The 16893-nt window shown below is 71.8% G+C and carries 4 protein-coding genes; 3 read left to right on the forward strand and 1 reads right to left on the reverse strand.

The features are described from left to right. Nucleotide 1: 1 nt before the first annotated feature. From WME82_RS37555 to WME82_RS37565, 3 genes are all read left to right on the forward strand, one after another. Nucleotides 2–5416 (forward strand): SDR family NAD(P)-dependent oxidoreductase, encoded by a 5415-nt coding sequence (locus WME82_RS37555; protein ID WP_438039247.1) that lies wholly within the window; start codon nucleotides 2–4, stop codon nucleotides 5414–5416. Between the two features lie 38 nt (nucleotides 5417–5454). After that, the gene (locus WME82_RS37560; protein ID WP_438039248.1) at nucleotides 5455–13917 is read left to right on the forward strand and encodes an amino acid adenylation domain-containing protein; all 8463 of its coding nucleotides are present in this window, start codon (nucleotides 5455–5457) and stop codon (nucleotides 13915–13917) included. A gap of 65 nt (nucleotides 13918–13982) precedes the next feature. Beyond that, entirely contained in the window at nucleotides 13983–14810 is an 828-nt protein-coding gene (locus WME82_RS37565) for an FkbM family methyltransferase (protein WP_438039249.1), read from the forward strand. Between the two features lie 55 nt (nucleotides 14811–14865). On the opposite strand, the gene WME82_RS37570 is transcribed toward WME82_RS37565, so the two are convergent. Continuing rightward, entirely contained in the window at nucleotides 14866–16848 is a 1983-nt protein-coding gene (locus WME82_RS37570; protein ID WP_438039250.1) for a carbamoyltransferase family protein, read from the reverse strand. Nucleotides 16849–16893 lie beyond the last annotated feature (45 nt).

Below are 16893 nucleotides of genomic sequence, written 5' to 3' on the forward strand. Positions count from 1 at the left end.
GATGCAGGACCTCAACGATCTGCGCGACGCCATCGCGATCGTCGGGCTGAGCGGGCGGTTCCCGCAGGCGAACGATCCGGAGGCGTTCTGGAGGAACCTGCGCGATGGCAGGGAGTCCATCGCCCGCTTCACGGAAGAAGAGCTGATCGCCGCCGGGGTCCCTCGCGCCCAGGTGAGGGATCCGGGCTACGTCAAGGCGCGACCCAGCCTCGATAGGCCGGAGTGGTTCGACGCCGACTTCTTCGGATACAGCGAGCGGGAGGCGCAGTGGATCGATCCGCAGCAGCGGCTGTTCCTCGAATGCGCGTACGAGGCGCTCGAGGACGCAGGTTACGACGCCGAGCGGTTCCCCGGCTGGATAGGCGTCTTCGCCGGCGCCAAGATGAACTCGTATCTCCTCTCGCACCACCGCGCGCTGCTCCAGAAGTTCGAGTCCTCCGAGGCGATGCAGCTCCTGATCGCGAGCGACAAGGACTATCTGACGACGCGCGTCGCGTACAAACTCAACCTCAAGGGCCCGAGCATCAGCGTCCAGACGGCCTGCTCCACCGGGCTCGCGGCGGTCCATCAAGCATGCCAGAGCCTGCGCGCCGTCGAGTGCGACATGGCGATCGCGGGCGCGGCGTCGGTGATGTTCCCGGAGCGGCGCGGGTACTTCTACGAGAAGGGCGGGCCCACGTCTCCCGATGGCCACTGCCGCCCTTTCGACGCCGACGCCGCGGGGACCGTGTTCGGCGACGCGGTCGGGGTCGTCGTGCTGAGGCGGCTCGAGGACGCGATGGAACAAGGCGATTTCATCCACGCGATCGTCCTCGGGTCCGCGACGAACAACGACGGCTCCGCCAAGGTCGGGTACACCGCTCCCAGCGTCGACGGGCAAGCCTCGGTGATCGTGATGGCGCACGAGGTGGCCGGCGTCCGGCCTGACACCATCGACTACGTCGAGGCGCACGGGACCGGCACGTCGCTGGGCGACCCCATCGAGGTCCGTGCCCTGGAGCAGGCCTTCCGGCGCGCCGCCGCCCCGCTCCGCCGGTGCGCCCTCGGATCGGTGAAGGGGAACGTGGGCCACTCGAACACGGCGGCCGGCATCGTCGGGCTCATCAAGACGGTGCTGGCGCTCCGGCACGCGCAGATCCCGGCCACGCTCCACTACCGGCGGCCCAACGCGGAGATCGATCTCGACAGCTCCCCTTTTCATGTGAACACGGAGCTCCGCGCCTGGCCGAGGGACAGCGGCCCTCGGCGAGCGGGCGTGAGCTCGTTCGGGATCGGGGGGGCAAACGTGCACGCGGTCCTCCAGGAAGGGCCGGTCTATCACCCGACCCCCGGCGGAGAGAGCGAGATCCTTACGCTGTCGGCCCGGAGCGAGGCGGCCCTGGCAGCGATGCGGTCGCGCCTCGCGGAGCACCTCGAGGGGCACCCGGAGATCTCCTTGCGCGACGCGGCGTTCACGCTGCTCGAGGGGAGGCGGAGGTTCTCGCACCGCGATTTCGTCGTCGCGTCGTCGTCGCCCGACGCCGTCGCGCGGCTGCGCGCGCCCAGGCCGGGGCGAGGGGCGCGGACGGGCGCCGCCGGCGCGGTGATGCTGTTCACCGGCCAGGGGAGCCAGCACCCCGGAATGGGCCGGCCGCTGTACGAGGAGCACGCCGTCTTCCGGGAGACCCTGGACGAGTGCGCTGAGCGGCTCCGGCCGCTCCTTGGCCGCGACCTGCGAGCGCTGCTGTTCGACGGCCCGGCCGAGGAGCTCCGGGAGACGGAGGTCGCTCAGCCGGCGTTGTTCGCCGTCGAGTACGCCGCGGCGCGGCTGCTCGAGGAGTCGTGGGGCGTGCGCGCCGAGGCGCTCCTCGGGCACAGCGTCGGCGAGCTCGTGGCGGCCTGCGTCGCGGGGGTGTTCTCGCTCGAGGACGGGCTCTGGGCGGTCGCGGTGCGCGCGAGGTTGATGCAGTCGCTGCCGCGCGGGGCGATGCTCGCGGTGCCGCTGTCCGAGGGGGCGGCGCTCGAGAGCCTGCCACAAGCGCTGTCGCTCGCCGCGGTGAACGGGCCCGAGCTGTGCGTCGTCTCCGGCCCCGAGGCGGCCATCGCGAGGTACGAGGCGCAGCTCGGCGCGCGCGGGATCAAGGGACGCCGGCTCCAGACCTCCCACGCCTTCCACTCCGCCGCGACCGAGCCGATCCTGGACGAGTTCCGCAGGGTCATGGCGGGGATCACGCTGCGGGAGCCCCGGATTCCCCTCCTCTCCAACGTCACCGGCGGGTGGATGACGGGCTCGATGGCGCGGAGCGCCCAGTACTGGGCTGACCACCTGCGGCGCGCGGTCCGCTTCGGCGACGGCGTCAAGGCGGCGCTCGAGGGCGAGGGACCGCATCTGTTCGTGGAGGTCGGGCCCGGCTCGACGCTGTGCTCGCTCGTGCGCGCGCAGCTCGGGGGGAACGCGGAGAGCGCGGCCGTTCCGCTGATGCCCGGGCCGGGCGACGCCGGGAAGGGCCGGCGCGTGCTGCTCGAGGCGGCCGGCGAGCTGTGGGCGCGCGGCGCCGACCTGCGCTGGCAGGCGGTATTCCCGGACGCCCGGGCGCGCCGCGTCCCGTTGCCGACCTACCCCTTCGAGCGGAGGCGCCACGCGGTCGAGGACGGCCTGCCGGAGCCGTCCGCGAGCGCGACGGAGACCGCGGCTCCCGAGGGCGCGGAGGGCACCGGAGGAGCGCGGCTGTTCCGGCTCCGCTGGTCTCGTCTCCACGAGGCCGCCCCGGTATCCCAGCCAGCGAACGAGGCGCCGTGGCTGCTCCTCACCGACGCAGACGAGGGCGCGGGCGCGCTCGAGGCGCACATCCGCGGCTCGGGCGCTCGCGTGATCACCGCCCGCCCCGGGCCGGCGTTCGCTGCGTCGGGCGACCTCGGTTTCGTCCTGCGCCCTGACAGCGAGGAGGATCTCCGGGCGCTATTCTCGACCCTCGACGGGCAAGGCCTCTTTCCCCGGCGCATCGTCCACCTGTGGAGCGCGCTGGGGAGGCCGGGCGAGGGCGCTGAAGAGCTCCTGCGGAGGGGCTTGCTCAGCGTGTGCGCCGTCTCGCGGAGCCTCGGCGCTGCGCCGCCAGGGGCGGGGATCGAGCTCGCGATCGTGACCCGGGGAGCCCACGCGATCGCCGGCGAGACGACCCCTTCGCCGGACCATGCCGCGCTCGTCGGCCTCTGCCGCAGCCTGGGCAACGAGCTGGCCGGCGTCCGCTGTCGCGCCGTCGATGTGATCCCGCCGCGGGACGGGGAGACCACCACGTCGTGGGCGCGGGCCGTCTTCCGGGAGCTCGCGGGCGAACCGGAGCACGAACTCGTGCTGCTGCGCGCGCAGCAGCGCTGGGTGCCCGCGTTCCAGGCGATCCCTCCATCGCCGGCCGCGGAAGCGTCGCGCCTGCGGCGCGGGGGCGTCTACCTGATCACGGGCGCCTTCGGCGGGATCGGGCTGCGCCTTGCCGAGCACCTCGCGCGCGCCTGGTCGGCGAAGCTCGTGCTGATGGGGAGAACGCCGCTCCCGCCGCGCTCGGAGTGGCCGAGCTACCGGGAGCGCGACGGGGCGCTGGCCGCGACCGCCGAGATCCTCGAGGCGCTCGGGCGGATGGAGGCGCAGGGCGCAGAGCTCGTCGTCGCCGCCGGGGACGTGGCCGAGCCGCAGGACGTGGCGCGCGTTTTCGCCGAGGCGAGGGCCCGCTTCGGGCGCGTCGACGGGATCTTCCACGGCGCCGGGGTTCCGGGCGCCGGTCCGCTCCAGGCGCGGACGAACGAGGAGATCTGCCGGGTGCTGTCGCCGAAGACCACCGGGACACGGAACCTCGCCGACCAGCTCGGGCAGGAGCGAGAGCAGCCCTTCCTTGTGCTGTTCTCGTCGACGTTCTCGCACCTCGGGGCGATTGGACAGGCGGACTACGCCGCCGCGAACGCGTACCTCGACGCCTTCGCCGGGGCGCACCAGAGCGCGACCGGCAACCCGAGCTTCGCCATCGCGTGGGACGGCTGGGAGCAGATCGGGATGGCGGCGCGGGCCGGGATCACCCGGCCAGGGCCATTGCCGCCTGGGCCGAGGTCGAGCCTCCGGGGGCGCCACCCGCTGATCGACCGGGTGGACGGCGCGGCGCCCGGGCCGCGGGTGTTCCACAAGCGGTTCAGCCTGGCGCGCGACTGGCCTGTCGCGGAGCACCGGACGCAGCGCGCCGGGCTGGTCTCCGGCACGACCCTGATCGAGATGGCGCGGGCCGCGGCCACGCTCGCGGGGATGGGCGCCGTCGAGCTGCACGAGGTCCGCTTCCATGCGCCCTGCCGCGTGGAGGACGGGGCGCCGCAGGACGTCTGTCTCGAGAGCGAGCGGAGCGGGGCGCGGACCGAATTCTCGATCTTCGCACCGGGCCCCGCCGGGGCCAGGGAGCGGCTCGCGTCAGGCACCTGGATACCCGCGCTCGACGAGACGCGCGAGCACGCGCCGGTCGCGTCGATCCGGCGGCGCTGCCGCCCTGCGGCCGCGCGGCAGCTCTTCGAGGCCGTCAACGCGAGCGGCTTGCTCCGGTGGGGACCTCGCTGGGACTGCATCGAATCGCTCCATGTCGGGGAGGACGAGGCGCTCGCCGAGCTCCGTCTTCGCCCGGAGTTCGCGGAGGACCTGTCCGTGTACGGTCTGCATCCGGCGCTGCTCGACGTGGCCACCTCGGTGACCGCCGTGCTCGACCCTCGAGGGATCTACCTCCCCGCGGGGTACGGCCGCGTGGCCTGCCTGGCGCCGACTCCAACGCGGCTGTTCAGCCATGTTCGCCTGCGCCGGGAGGAGACCGAGCCTGGCCGTGTTCTCTCCGCGGACGTCACCCTGCTCGACGAGCAGGGGCGGGTCATCGCCGACGTCACCCGCTTTGTCCTCCAGCGCGTCCACGGCGGCGCCGGAGCCGCCCTCACCACGCCGTCGCACAGGATGTCGCGCGGCATCGACCCGGAGGACGGGATGAAGGCCATCGAGCAGATCCTCGCGCTCACCGGGCCCGAGCAGATCGTGGTCTCGCCGCGCGACTTCCCGGCCCTCGCCGAGCAGCAGCGCCGCGCCCGGCGGGAGCCCTCCGCGAGTCCGCGGCGACCCCTCGGCGACGACGAGCGGCCTCGCGACGAGATAGAGCGCGTTGTGTGCTCGCAGTGGGAGGAGCTGCTCGGCCGGCGGCCGATCGGCATCCACGACGAGTTCTTCAGCCTCGGCGGCCACTCGCTGCTGGCGATCCAGATCCTCTCGCGGATCAAGGACGCGTTCGACGTCGATCTGCCGAAGCAGGACATGTTCGAGGGGGCGACCGTCGCCCGGCTCGCCGAGAAGATCACGAGCGCGCTCGCCGAGCGCCTCGCGATGCTCGAGTCGATGACAGACGCGGACGCGCCCGGCGAGCCGTCCTGAGCCGTGAACGCGCCGGAACCTGGGAGAGGAGCGTCGAGGTGAGCGAGCTAGAGCAGCGGATCAAAGGCCTGTCGTCCCAGGAGCTCAAGGCGCTCGTCGCGAAGCTGAAGGGACAACGTCCGTCCGGAGGCGGCGCGGCGGCGGGGCCGCAGCGGACCGGGACGCGGTCGAGGTTCCCCCTGTCGTTCGCGCAGCAGCGGCTCTGGTTCCTGTACCGGTACGCGCCCGACAGCCCTGCCTACAACCTCCACGGGGCCGCGCGGCTCCGGGGCGCGCTCGACGCGGCGGCGCTCGAGCGGGCGATCTCGCTGCTCGTGGAGCGGCACGAGATCTTGCGGACGCGCTTCGGCGAGGACGCCGAGGAGGCCTACCAGGAGGTGCTGCCGCCGTCCGGCGTCGCCGTGGCGGTCACGGATCTCTCCACGATGGATCCGGCGGCCCGCGAGCGCGAGCTCGCCCTCCGGTGCGCAGAGCTCGCCCATGCGCCCTTCGTCCTGGAGCGAGGCGACCTCCTCCGGACAGCCCTCTTTCGCCTGGCCGCAGAGGAGCACGTCCTGCTCATGGCGACTCACCATATCGTCAGCGACCACTGGAGCTGGGGCGTGCTGCTCCGGGACCTCGGCGCGCTCTACAATGAGCTGGTCGCGGGGCGCGCCCCGCGGCTGGCCGAGCTGCCCGTCCGGTATGGCGATCACGCCGTCTGGCAGCGGAGCCAGTGGAGCCAGGAGCGCCTTCAACGGGCGCTCGCGTACTGGAAGGAGCGGCTGCGCGGCGCGCCGGCGCTCCTCGAGCTTCCGCTGGACCGGCCGCGCCCGGCCTCGCAGGCCCACCGGGGGGCGAAGGCGTCGCTCACGCTGTCACCCCGGCTCTCCGCGGCGGTGAAGGCGCTGTGCCAGCGGGAGGGAGTCACCCTCTTCATGGCGCTCCTCGCCGCGTACCAGATCCTCCTCTGTCGCGTCACGCAGAAGCTCGACGTCGTCGTCGGGTCGCCCGTCGCCGGGCGGACGCGGCGAGAGATCGAGCCGCTCGCCGGGATGTTCGTCAACAACCTCGCGCTCCGCGCCGACCTCTCGGACAACCCCAGCTTCGTCGAGCTGCTCCGTCGCACGAAGCGCGGCGCGCTCGACGCCTTCGCGCACGACGATCTGCCGTTCGAGCTGCTCGTGGAGGCGCTGCAACCCGAGCGGAGCACGTCCCACGCGGCGCTGTTCCAGACCCTGTTCATCCTGCAGACCGCGGCGGCCGATCTGCCGGCCTTCACGGGGCTCACGCTCGAGCCGGTCGAGGTGCCGGTGACGACGTCGAAGTTCGACTGGACCGTCGAGGCCTGGGACCGCCCGCAGGGCCTCCGGCTCGATCTGGAGTACGACACCGACCTGTTCCGCAGCGACACGGCGGAGCGGATGCTCAGGACCTATGAAGCGCTCCTGCGCGCGGCGGCCGCGCGCCCCGACACGCGCGTGCTCCACCTGCCGGTCGTGCACGAGGCCGACGCGCTGCACCTCGAGCAATGGAACCGGACAGAGCGACCTTTTCCCGAGGGGCTCTGCGTCCACGAGCTCTTCGAGCGGCAGGCGCAGCGCCATCCCGAGCGCGTCGCGCTCTCGTTCGGTGAGGGCGAGATCACGTACGGAGAGCTCGACCGCGCCTCGGCCCGCCTCGCGCGCCGGCTGCGCGCGATGGGCGTCGGCCCGGACATCCCGGTGGCGATCTGCATGGAGCGATCGATCGATCTCGTCGTCGGGTTGCTCGCGATCCTGAGATCGGGCGGCGCCTACGTGCCCCTGGATCCCGCGCTGCCGGGCGAGCGCATCGCCTATATCCTGCGCGACGTCGGGGCCGCCGTCCTGCTCACGCAGCGCGCGCTGCGGCTCCCGCTCGCCGGCGAGCCGCAGCGGACGGCGTTCTTCGAGGATCTCACCGCGGATTCCGGCCTGGCCGAGGAGCCGCTCGCGGCGCCGCCCTGCAGCCGGAACCTCGCCTACATCATCTATACATCGGGCTCGACCGGGCACCCCAAAGGCGTGCAGGTCGAGCACCGCAGCGTCGTGAATTTCCTTGAGGCGATGCGGGAAAGCCCCGGCCTCGACGCCGGCGACGTGCTGCTGTCGGTGACCACGGCGTCCTTCGATATCTCCGTCCTGGAGCTGTTTCTCCCGCTGAGCGTCGGCGGAAGGACGGTCCTCGTGTCCGCCGCCGAAGCGCGCGACGGCGCCGCGCTCCTGCGCGCGCTGGAGCGCTCGGGAGCGACGGTGATGCAGGCGACGCCGAGCACGTGGCGCCTCCTGCTCGCGGCGGGGTGGACGGGCAGCCCGCACCTGCGCGCGCTGGCAGGCGGGGAGGCGCTGCCGCCGGACCTCGCCCGGGAGATCAGCGCGCGCGCTGGCTGCCTCTGGAACCTGTATGGCCCGACGGAGACGACCGTGTGGTCCGCCGCGGCGCGCGTCGACGATCCGGACAGGATCACCCTGGGATCCCCGATCGCCAACACGCGCATCTACCTCCTGGACGAGCGGCGCGAGCGGCTCCCGATCGGCGTGGCCGGGGAGCTGTACATCGGCGGAGCGGGCCTGGCCCGCGGGTATCACGGCCGGCCTGACCTGACCCGGGAGCGGTTCGTGGAAGACCCGTTCTCGCCGGCGCCGGGCGCGCGCATGTACCGCACCGGCGACCTGGCGCGGATCACGCACGACGGGCGGATCGAGTTCCTCGGCCGGATCGATCATCAGGTGAAGATCCGCGGCTTCCGCGTCGAGCTCGGCGAGATCGAGGCGACCGTGGCGCGCCACCCCGGCGTCAGGGAGTGCGTCTGCGCGGCGCACCGGGACGCGGTGGGCGAGGCGGTGCTCGTGACCTATTACGTGCCCGCGGCGGGGCCTGTGAGCCCCGAGGCGCTCAGGGCGCACGCGCGCGCGTTCTTGCCCGAAGCCATGCTCCCGGCGCGCTTCGTCGAGCTGCCCCGGCTGCCGCAGACGCCGAACGGCAAGATCGACCGCAAGGCGCTCCCGGGCCTGGACGCGCTGGAGCGCGCGCCGGCGCGCGATCGGCAGGAGCCGGCGACCGAGATGGAGAGGCTCGTGGCCGCTGTCTGGGAAGAGCTCCTCGGGCGCGCGCCGGGCAGGACCGACCATTTCTTCGAGCTCGGGGGCCATTCGCTGCTCGCGATGCGCGCCGTCTCCCGCATCCGCGAGCGCGCCGGCGCCGAGGTGCCGCTCCGGTGGCTGTTCGACGCGCCGGCGCTCGCCGATCTGGCTCAACGGATCGAGCAGCTCGCGCGCCCGTCGGTGCGTCCGGCGCTGCGCCGACGTGACCCGGGCGGGGTGATCCCGCTGTCGTACGCGCAGAGGCGGCTCTGGTTCCTGGACCGGCTGGCGCCCGGGACAGGGGCCTACAACGTCGGAGGTGCGGCCGAGATCGCGGGGCCCTTGTGCGTGCGCTCCCTGGAGCGCGCGATCCACGCCGTCATCGAGCGGCACGAGGCCCTCCGCACCGTGTTCCGCGTCGTGGACGGGGCTCCCGTCCAGATCGTCCAGCCGTCAGCGCAGCTCGACTTCGAGGAGATCGATCACCGGGCGCTCGCTCGGGACGCGCGCGAGGCGACGGCGCTCGCGCGGCTGCGGCGGATGGCCGGGCGCCCGTTCGACCTCGCCACGGGCCCCCTCGTGCGGGCCGAGCTCGCGCAGATCGACGACGAGCGGTACCTGTTCGCGTTCGCGATGCACCACATCGTGACGGACGGCTGGTCGCACGAGATCTTCGTGCGCGAGCTCGCCGCCGCCTATGGAGCGATCTCGGCGGGCGAGCGTCCGCGCTGGGAGCCGCTCCCGATCCAGCACGGCGACCACGCGGTCCACGAGCGGCAGCGCTGGGACGAGGCGGCGCGGGGCGAGGAGATCGCCTTCTGGAAGGCCGAGCTCGCGGGGGCCAGTCAAACGCTCGATCTCCCGACGGATCACCCTCGCCCCGCGGAGAAGCGGTATCAGGGGGCGCGGCACCACTTCCGCTTCTCGCGAGCGCTGACCGAGGCCGTCGAGGAGCTCGGCCGCGCGCGCGGCGTGACGCCGTTCATGGTCCTGATGGCCGGGTTCCTCGGTCTGCTCCACCGGCTCAGCGGGCAGGCGGACCTCCTCGTCGGGACGCCGATCGCGGGGCGTGATCACCGCGAGCTCGAGGACGTCATCGGGTGCTTCGTAAACACCCTTGTCTTCCGCGGCGACCTCGGGGACGACCCGCCCTTCAGCGCGCTCCTCGCGCGGGTGCGCGGCACGGCGGTGCGCGTGTTCGCGCACGCCGACATCCCCTTCGAGCGGCTCGTCAACGCCGTTCGACCGGAGCGAGACCTCGGCCGGACTCCGCTGTTCCAGGTGATGTTCGCCTTCCAGCCCAAGGTGCCCGCGCCGGTCGCGCTGGGGCGGGCGCGGGTGACGCCGATCGACCTCGATCCGGGGACGTCGCAGTACGACATCACCCTGTCGATGCAGCACGACGGAGCGACCCTGAGCGGCCATATCGAGTACGACACGGCGCTGTTCGGCGAGGCGACGATCGCGCGCCACGCCGAGCTCCTCCAGCGACTCCTCGCCGACGCGGCGCGTGAGCCCGACAAGAGGGTCTCGGCGCTCCTCCGCGGCGAGGCGCTCGGACCCGCGACAGCGGCGGCCGCGCGCCGGGCGCTCTCGGCGCCCGCTCTCCCGTTCGTGCGGAGCGACCTCGCGGGGCAGCCTCCTCGGCTCGTCCGCCACGCCCGGCGCGTCGACGCCGGGCTCGTCCGCGGGCTCGAGGCGCGCGCTGCGCTCCTCGGCGTGGCCCCGGGCGCGGCCGTCGCCGCCGCCTTCGCGCAGGCGGTCGCCGCGTGGAGCACGTCGCCGCTGGCCGTCGTGGTCGCCGCGCCGGGCGAGCCGGCGAACGGAATGCTGTCCGTCTCCATCGGCGCCGGGAGCGGGCAGATCGAGGTGAGCCGCGGCGGCGAGGCGCCATTCGTCGACCTCGTCCGGGCCTTCGACGAGGCCATCGCGCTCGCCGCGCCCGGAACACGAGCGCCGGACGAAGCCGTGCGTCACCCCGGCGCGACGGCTGTCAGGCTGCACGTCGCTGGGCCCTTCCGACCCGAGGGAGGAGGACCAGGGGCGCAGGCTCCCTGCATCGAGCACGAGATCCAGCAGGACCAGGGTGGCTTCGCGCTGAGCTTCGGCGCCGCCGACGATCTGTTCCCTGAAGGCCTCGCGGCGGATCTCCTGGAGGCGTACGAGGCGCTCCTGAGCCGCCTCTCCCGGGACGGCGCGCCCTGGACCAGCGCGGCGGTTATCGAGCTCCCGGAGCGGCAGCGCGCTGTCCGCGCCGGCGTCAACAGCACCACCCGCGAGGTCTCGAGCGATCTCCTGCACAGCGGGTTCATGCGGCAAGCGGCGCTGCGGCCCGCTGCGCCGGCGGTCATCAGCCCCGAGAGGACGCTCACCTACGGAGAGCTCGATCGGAGGAGCAGCGCGCTCGCCCGGCGCCTTCGCGCGCTCGGAGCCCTGCCGAACGCGCTCGTCGCGGTGGCCGCGACGAAGGGGTGGGCGCAGATCGTCGCGATCCTGGCGGCCCTCAAATCGGGGGCGGCGTACCTGCCTGTCGATCCGGAGTGGCCCTTCGAGCGCATCCGCGCGGTCCTGGATCAGGGACAGGTGGAGATCGTCCTCACGCAGGAGCGCCTGGCCTCCTCGCTGGCCTGGCCCGAGGCCCTGCGCCTGATCGCGGTCGACGACGACGGCGCGTCCGCGTCGGAGGACGACAGCCCGGTCACGGCGGTCCAGGGGCCGGACGATCTCGCTTATGTGCTGTTCACGTCGGGCTCGACGGGGAAGCCCAAGGGCGTGGCGCTCGATCACCGCGGCCCGCTGAACACGATCCTCGAGATCAACGAGCGCTTCCAGGTCTCTCCCTCCGATCGCGCCCTCGCGCTCTCCGCCGTTCACTTCGATCTCTCGGTGTACGACGTGTTCGGTCTGCTCGGCGCGGGAGGCGCCCTGGTCCTCCCCTCGCCCGAGGCGGCGCGGGATCCGGCGCACTGGCGGCAGCTCATCGAGACCCACCGGGTCACCGTCTGGAACTCGGTGCCTGCGCTGATGCAGATGTTCGTCGAGCACCTCGGCGGCGTTCCTCTGGCGTGCCCCTCGCTGCGCTGGGTCATCCTGAGCGGCGACTGGATCCCCGTGCCCCTGCCCGATCAGATCCGCCGCGCTTGCCCGGGGGCGCGGGTCATCGGGGCGGGGGGGCCGACGGAGACGTCGATCTGGTCGATCTTCTATCCCGTCGGAGAGGTGGACTCGACCTGGAGGAGCATCCCTTACGGCAAGCCCCTCCCGAACCAGCGTGTCCACGTGCTCGACGAGCACATGCGGCCGTGTCCCGACTGGGTCGCCGGCCGCATGTACGTCGGTGGGATCTGCCTCGCCCGCGGCTACTACCGGGATCCTGCGCAGACCGCGGAGCGCTTCCTCGAGCACCCGGAGACGGGCGAGCGGCTCTACTGGACTGGCGATCTCGGGCGATTCCTTCCGGACGGGAACATCGAGTTCATCGGGCGGGAAGACTTCCAGGTGAAGATCCAGGGAAACCGGATCGAGCTCGGGGAGATCGAGGCCGCGCTGGCGCAGCATCCCGAGGTCAAGCAAGCCGTGGTGTGCGTGGAGTCGACCCCGAGCGGGGCCAGGCGCCTCGTCGCCTGCTATGTGGCGGAGCGGGGCGCCGCGCTCGAGCCTCGCGTCCTGGAGGAGGCCGTCGCCGCGAGGCTGCCGCAGTACATGGTGCCCGGCGCGTGGATCGCGCTGGAGCGCCTGCCGCTGACGGCCAACGGCAAGGTCGATCGAAGGGCGCTCCTCGAGCTCGCTGCGCAGCGCCACGAGGGGGCCAGCGCGGCTTACCGCGCGCCGTCGTCGGAGGCAGAGCGCCGGATGGCCGCGCTCTGGGCCGGCGTCCTCAAGCTCGATCGGGTGGGCGTGGACGACAATTTCTTCGCGCTCGGAGGGGATTCGCTCCTTGGCATTGCGCTGGTCGAGCGGGCGCGGGAGGCGGGGCTCGACGTCACGCCGAGGCAGCTCTTCCAGCACCAGACGATCGCGCGCCTTTCGGCCGCTTGCGCCTCCCCGGACCGCCCGGCGGTGGACGTGGAACCAGAGAATGGGGAGCGGCCGCTCACCGTCCTCCAGCGCTGGTATCTGGAGGAGGCCCGCGAGCGCACCCGCCCGGCGCGCTGGAACGTGAACCTGCTGCTGGAGGCCGCGGCGCCGCTCGATCTCGACAGGCTCGCGCGCGCTTCGCTGATCCTCGCAAACCACCATGAGGCGCTCCGCGCGCGCTTCGAGCGCGCCCCGAGCGGCGTTCGCCAGGTGATCGACGCGCCGTGGACCGAGGCGCCGTTCGCCTGCGTGGATCTGTCCAGGATCCCGGAGGATCGGCGCCGGGCCGAGCTCGAGCGGCATTGCGATCGCATGCAGGACGAGGTCGAGCTCGAGCGCGGGCGGCTGTTCCGGATCGTGTTTTTCCGGTGGGACGAGGAGGGGCGAGGCCGGTTGTGGCTCAACGCGCACCACCTCGTCGTCGACTGGATGTCGATGATGATCGCCGCGCTCGATCTGCAATCCATCTACGATCAGCTCGCGACGACGGCCACGCTCCGCCTGCCGCCCACGGGCGTTTCGTCCGGCCGCTGGACGCGCGCGCTGGAGCGGTGGGTGAGCGAGGAGATCCTGCCAAACGAGCGCGCCTACTGGCTCTCGCTGCCCTGGGACGAGATCGACCTCCTCCCGGCGGACCATCCGGCGACGCGTCATCTCTATACCGTGGAGTCGGTCCGCGATCACTGGGCGTCGCTGCCAGAGCAGGAGTCCCAGGTCATCTTGCGGGACCTGCCGGCGCGCTTCGGGGTGAGCACGGAGCACGCGCTCATCGCCGCGGTCCTCCGCGGCGTGACCGCCTGGACGGGCCGCGATTGGCAGGACATCATGGTCCTCAACTCGGGGCGTGATCTGATGCCCCATCACCCGGAGCTCGACGCGTCGCGCACGGTGGGCTGGCTGAGCGCCGAGCGGGTGCTCGTGCTCCGGCGCTCGAGCCAGCAAGAGCCCCTCGCGGCGCTGCTCGAGACGAGCCGGCAGATCGATCACATACCGAGCGGGGGCCATGGCTATAACCTCCTCAAGTACCTGGGAGGCGACGCCCGGCTCAGCGCGGAGCTCGGACGGCTCCGGAAGCGACCGGGGATCCTGTTCAATTACCAGGGGCGCATCGAGCCGCCTGCGCCGGGCTCGATCCTCCGCGTGGCGAGTGAGTCCACGGGCTACGACGAGGCGGCGACGAACCTGCGGTTCAACCTGTTCGAGTGCCACGTCCTCGTCCGCGGAGGGGCCCTGACGTTCCGGTGGCGCTACAGCGCGAACGTGCACGCGCCAGCGACCGCGCAGCGGGTCGCCGGCGCCGTCATCGATGATCTGCGTGCGATCGCGCGCGCGTGCGGGTGAGCGGCCTCCGCGCGCGTGCGCACGGAGGCGCGAGGGACGGACACACCACGTTTGGATGAGCCATCATGAAGACGTTCGCAATCCAGTTGCCGGATCAGAGGGTCGTTCACGATCGCGTCCCCGACATGGCGAGGACCCTGCATCTCCAGGTGCAGGGCTACTTCAGGCCTCGCGTGCAGAGCCTCCTGGCCAGCGGAGAGGTGACCGTGATCGACGTCGGCGCGAACATCGGCCTCTTCGCGCTCGAGGTGCTGAAGCGCACCGGCGGACGGGCGCGGATCCACTGCTTCGAGCCGATCCCCGAGACCTTCGAGCTCCTCCGGATGAACCTGAGATCGTCCGGATCGGAGCGCGTGCGCCTGCACCGCGCGGGCCTGGGTCGGACAGCGGGCACAGCGACGTTCCACTACGCTCCACGCCAGGGCGCCATCTCGAGCATGTACGACATGATGGCGAGCGACGACAAAGAAGCCACGCTCGCGGCCATCTACGACGAACGGATCCGGGGGAAGCACCACGCGGATCTGCCGGCAACCATGAAGCACCTCCCGCGCGCGGTGAACTCGCTGCTCATTGACTGTCACGGCTGGTGGATGAGGCGCGGCATGAGGCGCGTGGAATGCGAGCTCGCGACGCTGTCCGAGCTCATCGAACGGGAGAAGATCGGGCAGATCGACCTGCTCAAGATCGACGTCGAGAAGGCCGAGATCGATGTGCTGGAAGGCATTCGCCCCGGCGACTGGGGGAGGATCCGGGCGGTCGTCCTCGAGCTGCACGACTTCGGCGGGAGAGGCGAGCGCGTCCGGCGGATGTTGCGCGATCATGGGTTCGAGGTGGAGACCGACCAGATCTGCCCCGAGGACGTGATCATCACCATGGCGGGATACCGGTAGAATGCGGGGGAACGCCGGCCGCGGGGCGCTCGGCGGCTCCCCCCCTCCTCCGCCGTCAATGGCCGGTGGCAGGCAGCAGTCGCACCACGCGCTGCGACCACAGCTCGATCAGCTCGGCGATCACCGCCTCCCGATCCTCCACGCCGTCGAGCAGCTCGCGGAGCCGCTTCCGGCCGTCGGCCCGCCACAGGACCTCGAACGTCTCGGCGGAGACCGGGGTCCGGGCATCATTGTAGGTCGTGACGATCGCGCGCTCGACCTCGTAGCCGCCCGGCGTGGGCCCTCGCAGCGAGAGCAGCTTCACGAAGGTCGGAAACGAGGGGACGAGCTCCGCATAGGCCAACAGCGGCGCGGGCTCCTTGTGGACGAGATGGTCGCCGACGATGAGCTTGTCGAGCCGCGTCGTCAGAAAACAGGTCACGCAATCGTCGACCGAATCGACGATCGGCTCGGCGTTGTTGTTGAACGAGGTGTTGAGCACCACCGGCACACCGGTGAGGTCGCCGAAGGCCCGGATGAGCTGCCAGAAGCGCGGGTTCGTGCGCCTGGAGACCGTCTGGACCCGCGCGGTCCCGTCCACGTGCGTGACGGCGCCGAGCTGCTGTCGCTTCTGTTCGTGGACGGGCACGGTGAAGATCATGAAAGGCATGGCATCCGCGCCGCCGAGATCGAAATAGTCGCGCGCGTCCTCCTCCGTCACCGCGGGCGCGAAGGGCCGGAACTCCTCGCGCTTCTTCACCATGGCGTTGATGAGGTCCTTGTTCGCCGCCGGCCTGGGATCCGCGAGGATGCTGCGGTTGCCGAGCGCGCGGGGGCCGAACTCGGACCGGCCCTGCGCCCACCCGATCACGCGGCCCGCCGCGAGCAGCTCGGCGGCGGCCTTCGGCGCGTCGGCGAGCTCCTCGACACGGATGAAATCGCGCCACGCGTCGAGCGCTCTCCGGACCTCGCCCCGCTCGCCGATGTGCCTTCCCCAGTACAGATGACTTATCGCGGGCGGCCGCCGCGCCGGGGCCTTTCGCGTGTGCACGGCCATGGCGGAGCCGAGCGCGCAGCCGGCGTCGTGCGCGGCTGGCTGGACGAACACCCGCTCGAACAGCCCGGAGCGGAGGATCTTCCCGTTCAAGGTGCAGTTGTGCGCGACGCCGCCCGCGAAGCAGAGGCTCACCTGCCCGGTCTCGCGCTGGAAGTGCCGCAGGCAATGGAAGACGATGGTCTCGAGCGTTTCCTGGAGCGAGGCGGCGATGTCCTTGTGGTCCTGCGTGATCGGCTCCCGCGGAGCGCGCGGCCGGATCGCGCCGTGGAGATCGACGATCTTGTCGACGTCGATGGCCCACACGCCCTCCGGGAGCAGCGTGAACATCGCCTGGAACAGCGCCCGGTACCTGCGCGGATCGCCGTACGGGGCGAGCCCCATGACCTTGTACTCGTCGAACAGCGAGAACCCGAGGAACCGTATCACCTGGACGTAGAAATTGCCCAGCGAGTCCCGCTCCGGGATGTCTCTCAGCGAGTGAAGCGCTCCGCCGGAGCCGACGGAGACGGAGCCCGACTCGCCGTCGCCACAGCCGTCGAGCGTCAGGACAAGGCTGCTCTCGTACCCCGAGCCGTTCAGGGCGCTCATCGCGTGGGCCGTGTGATGCTTGACGAACTGGATGCGCTCGGGCCTCACGTCGACGCCGAACTCGGCGAGCACGAGGCGCCTCATGACATCGTTCGCCGTGCGCAGCTCGGGGTCTGCGGAGAAGAGCCCGCGCTTCACCTGGGCGTTGCACCAGTCTTCGCTGATGTAAAAGCAGAGGTAGTCGACCTCGTCGACGCGGAGCCCCCGGCTCTCCAGGCAGAAGCGGGCCGCCTGGAAGGGGGCCTTGTTCGAGTGCTTGAGGCGGTTCAGCCGCTCCTGCTCGATCGCCGCGACGACCTCTCCGTCCTCGAGGAGGACGGCGGCGCCGTCATGCGACGTCGCCGCATTGAATGCTGGTCTCGGATAACCGATATGGTCCGGCTCGTGGCCTCCGCTGATTCCAAGAATTCGCATGAATGGAGGGTAGCTTTCGAATGCGATAAGTAAAGCTCGCTCACC

Origin of the sequence: Sorangium sp. So ce128, from assembly GCF_051525245.1 — a bacterium.
Taxonomy (GTDB): Bacteria; Myxococcota_A; Polyangia; order Polyangiales; family Polyangiaceae; genus Sorangium; species Sorangium cellulosum_B.

Bases quoted from the DNA above. Each gene is read 5' to 3' on its own strand.
- WME82_RS37555 (WP_438039247.1), top strand. From the start codon at position 2: ATGCAGGACCTCAACGATCTGCGCGACGCCATCGCGATCGTCGGGCTG.
- WME82_RS37565 (WP_438039249.1), top strand. From the start codon at position 13,983: ATGAAGACGTTCGCAATCCAGTTGCCGGATCAGAGGGTCGTTCACGAT.
- WME82_RS37570 (WP_438039250.1), bottom strand. From the start codon at position 16,848: ATGCGAATTCTTGGAATCAGCGGAGGCCACGAGCCGGACCATATCGGT.